Here is a 7595-nt window from a genome sequence, read left to right on the forward strand (position 1 = left end):
GCCAGGATTACGGCGATGGGGGGCACATCGGGCAGTGGCGCGGAGGGCTCAAGCCAGCCCATGCTGAGCGCCAGAGCGCGAAACTGGGCAACTTTGACGCGGCCCATGAGGCCCAGGCGTGCGATCTCGCGGTCACGGTCGCCTGCGCGCAGGCGAATGAGGACGTTTCGGAATTCATGCATCTCGATCTTTCTGCGGCCCATCCATCGCTCCTGAACAAAAGGTTCAGAAGGTAGCGATGGGCAGGGTTCGAGATGTCTGTTGAGCGCTGCAGCTGGCTCCTATATGCCGAAATTCAGCTGGCCTGTAAGTGCCGAAAACGGGGTGGCTCCTAAATGCCGAAAACGGGGTGGCTCCTAAATGCCGAAAACGGTTTGGCCTCTATATGGTGAAAAGTGACATCTGCTAACGACACTTTCGTATCATTAGCAGAACTGAACTCTTGCTCAGGCAGCTTTCAAAAACCCGATGGGTCGGGTTGCTGTAGATTTCTTCAATGCGACCGCCGACTTGAGCTGCTGCAGGATCTGTGCAGAATTGCCAAAACGCAACAAGCGCGAACGGCGAATGAGCTGCTCAAAATCTCCAGGCGTCAGTTGCGTCATGTTGGCGGCTTCTGCCAACAATATCTGTTCTTGGTTAGACACCCCAAGAATGTTGCAAGTCTTGATAAACATGCTTTGGGCAGCATCGGCTTTGAGGAAGTCAAATTTAATGGCCATGTCAAAGCGGCGCAGGCTCGCTTCATCCAAGTTCTGAAACAGGTTGGTGGATGCAATAAACACACCCTGGAAGTTTTCCATTTGAGTCAACATTTCATTGACTTGGGTGACTTCCCATTGCTTGGACGCTTTTTGACGGTCTTGCAAAAAGGAGTCGACTTCGTCGAATTGAAGCACCGCCTTTTGTTGGTCTGCCGCCTCAAATGCGCGGGCCATTTTTTGCTCAGTCTCTCCCAAGTAAGGGCTGAGAATTTCCGAAGCTTTCAGCACCATATGAGGCACATCCAGTTCTTGTGCGAGCCACTTTCCAAAGGCGGTTTTACCCGTGCCGGGGGGGCCGTAGAGACACAAACGCCCCGCACGTGACTGGACGATGGATTCACTCAGAGCTTGAAGGTCAACGTCACTGTTCACCCATTCGGGCTTAAAACCACCCCCAGCTATCCCAAGATCACTTCGGGATATGATTTTTCCTTTACTTTGTGCTTTCAGTCTGTTGTTCGTCAGGTGAATAGCCAATGCATCACGTTCGCTCTCCGGCCGTTGCGAAGCAATGGCCTTAACCACCTTTGCTGTTTGAATCAACATGGCGGGCGTTACATCTTTATGGCGTGCAATACCGACTTGCGCTTGCGCGCTCACAACGCCATCCACTGCTTTGGCAAGCAACTTTTCCCGTTGAAATTGAGATGGAATGGGCATTTCAAAGCAAAAGCTAAAGCGCCGCAGGTAGGCCTCATCAAAGCGCTCAATTGAGTTGGCGATCCATATGGTTGGAACATCGTTGGTTTCAAGGATTTTGTTGATCCAGGACTTTCGCGGGATGGTCGCCTCATGATCACCGCGGTCGTTGCCGCTGACGTGATTGAGGATCTCCTCACATTCATCAAACAAGATCGCAGACGGGTTGTGCTTGAAAAATTCCTGCGCAATACGGTAATTTCGTACGCGGCGGATGGGCACCACGGGTGCCCCTGCAAGATTGTGAGGGCTGATTTCCATGAGCGAAAGATCCAACTCACTGGCCAACAAGCGCGCAAACTCAGTCTTACCCGTGCCGGGCTTTCCGTAGATGAGCACATTGATACCGCTCACGTTTTGGTCGACACAATGGGTGAGCAGGGATTTGCAAATTTCCAAATTGGTTTGGATGTGGTCGTAGTCTTGGACAGTCAATGATGACGGCGCCACGGGAAGCACAAAGCTCTCAACAATCTTGCGAATGTCATCTTGAGGCGCCAGCATGCGAGACGCAAAGGTGGATGTCAGCAAGTCAACCAATTGCCGCAGTCCGTAACGTCCACTGATGTCGATGGACAACAAGCCAGAACTTGCCAATTTTTCTTGACGTTGCAAACACTTCGAAACAGATTCAGACTTCTGAGCCAGTAAAGGACCCAAAATCCGTTCTATGTTGTAGCCGGTGAGCTCTGCGCCAAGCAACTCTGAGCAACTTTCAAGAATGCTCTCGGCATGGATCAAGACCCCCAAACCAAGGATTTCCGCTTCCATTGGGTTAAGGTTGATGATGTGAGCCAGCGCCTTCAGGTTGTTTTGCAATGCTCGGGGGAAGTGACACCCCTGCCCCACTTCAGCTTCCCAGCCTGACAAGATGATGCTTAAATCGTGGCGAATTTCTGCCAAATTACGATTCTCGGCGTATTTTTCAAAGTTCTCGAACCCCAAAAATGCGCAAACCTGATTCAGGTTGTAACCCACCCGTCCCTTGAGACGACCCAAGGCAGGTGTCTTGATCATCAGCCGCAACATGACCACACGCAGCCAGCGTGCATACCGCATGTCTGCTTCGGCCAACTCTGCCAATGCGTCTTCGCTTACTTCCTCACTCACGACCAAATACACAGGTGTTTGAGCATTTTTGGTTTTGCGATCACGACGAGGATGTGTCTCCAAGTCTTGCTGTAAGTCATCAACAGCTGGATCCATGTCCAAGAAAGACTCTTTCATACTGACCACATCGTTTACATCTTCAAAGCTCATCAGACCTCCTGTGAATGAGATCTGAGTCTAGGCTTTCACAGCGACAATTACTGTCGTTATAAAACTGCCTTTTTCAACTAAGGCTTCAAATCTTCCGAATATCGCGCTGCTGCTTGCGCATGCAATAACCCTATGTCTTGGCGTAAGGATTGCGGCTCAATGACCTCTAGGCCAGGTCCAAAACTGACAAGAAATGCTTTGAGCAGTATGGTGATTGGGAGCGGCACGATCACAAAAATCCAATCGTCAGAATTCTGAGATTCCCGGATCTCTTGCAGGTGAGATAGAGGACGCTCTTTGAAATGGTAAATCCATTCGGGCGCTACCTTTAACTTCACCATCTTGGGATCGAGTGTTGCATCAACGACATGACTGAGCTGATGAGAAGCCTCAATATAGTGATCAAGGTCAAAGTCCCCGCGCTCCTGTGCAGGCAGAGGAACCACCGAAGCTGCTTTCATGCGTTGTAGTGGGTAGGCAATAGGTTGGTCACAAAGCCCTTTGACGGCCAACAAATACAATGTGCCATCCTTGGCCACAAGCCCAAGGGGGTTCAATTCGTTGTCTGAATTATTGCCAGCAGCCGATCGGTATTCAACTCGCAGCAATTGTTTGGATGCCAGCGCATCCATCACACAACCCAAGATCTCTGAAGAAATTTTGGCGCGCAAGCGACCAATCCCATCCGGAACAATCCGAACACGGTCGCGTAACCGCTTGGTTCGTCGTTGTTCCTGAGTTAAGTGCTCGGCAATATCCATTTGCCGCTCTAAGCCGTCGGCAACTGCATTGCCAAAAGTGCTTTGAAGCACTTGCAAAGACAACAGATGATAGAGCGCGGCCTCATCGGTCATGAGCCAATTGGCCATTTCACTGACCCGCAGGTGGTAACGCCGTTCCTTACTGGTGGTATCCACCTCAATCACAGCCCTGCCATCGATGCCGCCTGTTGACAATTCACTGAGATAGCGTTGGGCTGTACGCTTGTGTAGTTTTTCTGAATACAAGTTGTCCCATTTGGCAACAATGTCTTGAACAGTCATCGCATCTTCATGACGCGTGCCCAACAGCCTAAGAACAGCAAGAGCTTCAGAGAACTTCATGATTACCTGCCAAAGGCAACTCTTGGATAAACCAGTTTCTTTGTAATGCGTCAAGGAACGCGTACTTGTTCAACTCCACTGACGCTTGCATGGAGTAGCCAGGTTTGACCACCTCTTCTCGATGTACTTGACTATGAGACAAGACGCAATAGCCTCGGACAGGTGCTTTGTCTAACGCTTGTAGATAGGCGTTCAAACCCCATGACAAATCAGCGTAAAAAAATGAGTTAATACCTATCTCCCAGTTCCGGAGGGTGTGCCGTCAACTCCAGCACCGCTGGGGCGTGCGAAGACTACGCCAACTAAACCCACCACAGCCGCAAGCCACTGGCCCGCACACTGGGCCGGGCCATAGCGGCATTGAGCAGACCGGCCTGGCCTTCAACAAGGGTGAACTGCTCGCGGGCGCGGGTGATGCCGGTGTAGACCAACTCGCGTGTCAACAAATCGGCTGCGCCCGCAGGCAAAACCATCGCGGTGTGTGCGAATTCCGAACCCTGGCTTTTGTGCACCGTCATGACAAAGGCCGTTTCGGCATGGGCCAGGCGCGACACGCTGACCGAGCGCAGTTGCTCACCGTCCAGAAACCAGACCTTGAGCACGCCTTGTGCGTTGGGCAAAACCACCCCCACATCGCCGTTGAACACGCCCAGCTGGGCATCGTTGCGCGTGACCATGACTGGGCGGCCGGCAAACCATTCGCCTTGGGGTTTGAGCCACCCGGCATCGGCCAGCGCCTTTTGCACGGCCAAGTTGAGCGCCAGCGTGCCCCAATCGCCCTGGTGCACGGCGCACAAAATCCGAAACCGATCAAAAGCGAGCAACACGCTGCGAACCCAATGGCCGTGCGCTGTCGCGTCCAGACCTGCAGGGCTTGGCGTGAGGAGCTTTAAATAATCGGTGTAAGAAGATTGGCCCGTGCTGCCCAACGCCAGCGCACACACGGTCTGGGGAGTGTCTGGTTGCAAAGCCTGCAAGGGCCAGGCCAAGGTGTTGCCACCCCGCAGGCACGCCCAAGCGGCTTCGGCGTCACCGGTATTCACGGCCAGGGCCAGCTGCCCAATCGGGCCCTCGAAGCGACGGCTTTGCCGCAGCATCACGGTTTGCTGGGCCAGGGCCGAGACCGACTGCCCGGCTTTGGCCTGAAACCGGGGGGCCAGGCTTTGCCCCGCCGCTGCCTGCGCAAAGCGCCAAGTTTCGGGCAGGTAAGCGCCTTGGGCGGCGTCGCGGCACACATCCCCCAGCACCGCGCCAGCCTCCACCGAGGCCAATTGGTCTTTGTCGCCCAGCAACACCAATCGGGCCGTGGGGGGCAGCGCTTGCAGCAGGGCGTCCATCATTTCCAGATGCACCATCGAGGCTTCGTCCACGATCAACACATCGACATCGAGCGGATTGGCCGCGTGGTGGCGGAACATGCGGGTGTCGGGCCGAGCCCCCAAAAGCGCATGCAAAGTACGCGCGGGGCCAATGCGCTGGATGAGGGTGTCCAAGTCCAGCGGTGCATCGCTCTGGGCCGTGCCCGTTGCATGGGCTGTTGCATCGGCGGTTTCGGACACGTTCAGTGATTGCACTTTGAGTGCTTTGAGCGAGCCGTCAATCGACTGCTTGAGTCGGGCGGCGGCCTTGCCTGTGGGCGCTGCCAATGCCACACGCAAAGGATGGGGCCCCTCGTGCAAAGCAAGCAGCAAAGCCAGCAAACGTGCTGCGGTGTAGGTTTTGCCCGTGCCCGGCCCCCCGGTGATGACCGCCAAATGCGAACGCAAAGCCACGGCGCAGGCCAGCTTTTGCCAGTCGGTCTGCGCCTCGGCGGCCTTGTTTGAGTCGGGCAAGGCCGCCGTCGCCCCCCCACCCTCCAGCGCTTGGCCAAAAAAGCGGTCCAGCCACACCCGCGCCAAAGCTTCGTCCACAGGCACCGCATTTTGGGCACGTTGCAGCAGGTTTTGGCCCACCCGCTCTTCGTAAACACGGTAGCGGCGCCAATATAAAAGAGGCATTTCGGATGTACCGCCCAAAACCAAAGGTTGACCCAAATCCGGTGCGCTGGCCAAACGTAGACAGGTTGATGGTGCCGCTTGCAAAACTGCCAACCAAGACGCCTTATCTTGAGGCATATGGGACCACAGCGCTTGCAAACCATGCGGTGCATTCACAGCGTCAGAGGTCCAAGCCAATAAATCAACAGGGCGTTTGGCCAGTTCATGCACGGCCAAGCAGGTGTGGCCACGCCCTTCCATCTGAGATAACACGACAGCCGCCACAAGCACAGCTGATGAGACTCCAGCGTCCAAGCGCAGCAGCTGTGTGGCCATAGCGCTGTCCAAGCGCCGCAGCCAACCCAGCTCTGACCAAACATACAGACACTGGAGTGTGTGCGAGGTGCTTAATTCACCCAAGGGAACATTGAGTCCCGACCTAACGTCAGCGATGTGGGAGGGTGTGACGTTGCTTGGGGCGATCAGTGTATTCATCCGTTCACTCCTGGCTGCTGAGCAGCGGTTTCATTGAGCCCCAACATCGCGTCCAGACCATCCATCAAGGCCGTCGGTGCAGGCAAACAGCAGCAACCGCCCACAGGCCCATCGATGCCACGCATGAACAAGTACACCGCGCCCCCCAGATGCTGGGCCGGGTCATACGCTGCGCCCAGACGTGAGCGCAGCAAGCGGTGCAGGGCCAACATGTAAAGCGCGGCCTGCACCTCGTAGCGGTGCTCGGCCATGGCCTGGTCCAGGGCCTCAGCGCTGTAGTTCGCATCTTGAGCGCCCAAGTGGTTGGACTTGTAGTCCAGCACCCAGTAGCGCCCCGCGTGCTCGAACACCAGATCGGCAAAGCCCATGAGCATGCCGTGCAACTGGGCGTCGGGCAGCTGGGGCCGCGCCACACCGGGCAGCAAATGCTGCTGACACAGGGTGTCGATTTCTCGGGCATGCAAGCGCTCGGCCGGCAGCCAAAACTCCATCTCGGGCAGCACGGTTTGCAGCGCATTCAGGGCCACATGGGGTCCACGACCGGGGCTCCCCAGGGGCTGGGCCACCAAACGCGACAACCACTGCACCACGCCATCGGCCTGCGCCGTGTAGCCCGAACGCTCGCAGCGCTTGGCCAGGCGTTCGGCGGTGGTGGTGCCCGGCTCCAGCACAAAGCCCTCGGCGGCCAGCCACTCCATTTGGTCGTGCAAAAAGTTGCCGACACTCGGTCCACGGGCAAAGCTGTGCCAAGGCGCTGCCTGCACTGCCTGTGCTGACGACGCTGACTGCGCCAAGCCGTCAGGGATCAAAGCTGTTTGCAGCTCAATCGGCAGAGACTCGGGCCAAGCCGTGGCGACACCCTCCTTGTCAGATTCGTCATCGGCGCGGCGTGGCGTGGCCATGTCCAGACTGGCCGCACCAGACGCCATGGGCGGGGACGACACCCAGGCAGCCGAAGACAGCGCCTGAGAGGACAAGCCCCGTGTCAGCCGAGAAAAACTCGCAATGCCCCAGGTTTTGTCAATGCGGGCATTGCAAACCAAGGCCTCGCGCAGTGCCACGGGCTGCTCGCTACGCTGCCAGCGGGTCAGACCCGCCTCGCCAGTCGCCCGCGTGAAGTGCACCGACAAGGGCTGGCCTTGGGCATGGGTTTGCAAGGCCTGCAGCTTGGGCCACCAGCCGGTTTCGTCGGGTTCATCGCCCCCCGCCAGCAAATGGCCCGAGGCGCTGTCGTGGTTGACACACTTTTTGMMGAGCACCGTCTGAACTCCAGTCACATTCCTATCTCGTATGCCGTC

At 56.3% G+C, this 7595-nt stretch carries 3 protein-coding genes and 1 pseudogene; all 4 read right to left on the reverse strand.

Annotation, left to right across the window (positions count from 1 at the left end; all coding sequences use genetic code 11):
* Positions 1–182, reverse strand: a pseudogene (locus tag AMM41_RS21395) (IS21 family transposase); the annotation flags it as partial.
* Between the two features lie 264 nt (positions 183–446).
* Positions 447–2723 (reverse strand): AAA family ATPase, encoded by a 2277-nt coding sequence (locus AMM41_RS21400; protein ID WP_089963954.1) that lies wholly within the window; start codon positions 2721–2723, stop codon positions 447–449.
* A gap of 77 nt (positions 2724–2800) precedes the next feature.
* Positions 2801–3826, reverse strand: coding sequence for a helix-turn-helix transcriptional regulator (locus AMM41_RS21405; RefSeq protein WP_089963956.1), 1026 nt, complete (start codon positions 3824–3826; stop codon positions 2801–2803).
* Between the two features lie 302 nt (positions 3827–4128).
* A complete protein-coding gene (recD, locus tag AMM41_RS21410; protein ID WP_089963958.1) occupies positions 4129–6297 on the reverse strand; it encodes an exodeoxyribonuclease V subunit alpha in 2169 nt (722 codons plus the stop codon).
* Positions 6298–7595: the final 1298 nt, after the last annotated feature.

Source organism: Limnohabitans sp. 2KL-3 (assembly GCF_001269405.1).
Taxonomy (GTDB): domain Bacteria; phylum Pseudomonadota; class Gammaproteobacteria; order Burkholderiales; family Burkholderiaceae_C; genus Limnohabitans_A.

Bases quoted from the DNA above. Each gene is read 5' to 3' on its own strand.
- AMM41_RS21405 (WP_089963956.1), bottom strand. From the start codon at position 3,826: ATGAAGTTCTCTGAAGCTCTTGCTGTTCTTAGGCTGTTGGGCACGCGT.
- recD (WP_089963958.1), bottom strand. From the start codon at position 6,297: ATGAATACACTGATCGCCCCAAGCAACGTCACACCCTCCCACATCGCT.
- AMM41_RS21400 (WP_089963954.1), bottom strand. From the start codon at position 2,723: ATGAGCTTTGAAGATGTAAACGATGTGGTCAGTATGAAAGAGTCTTTC.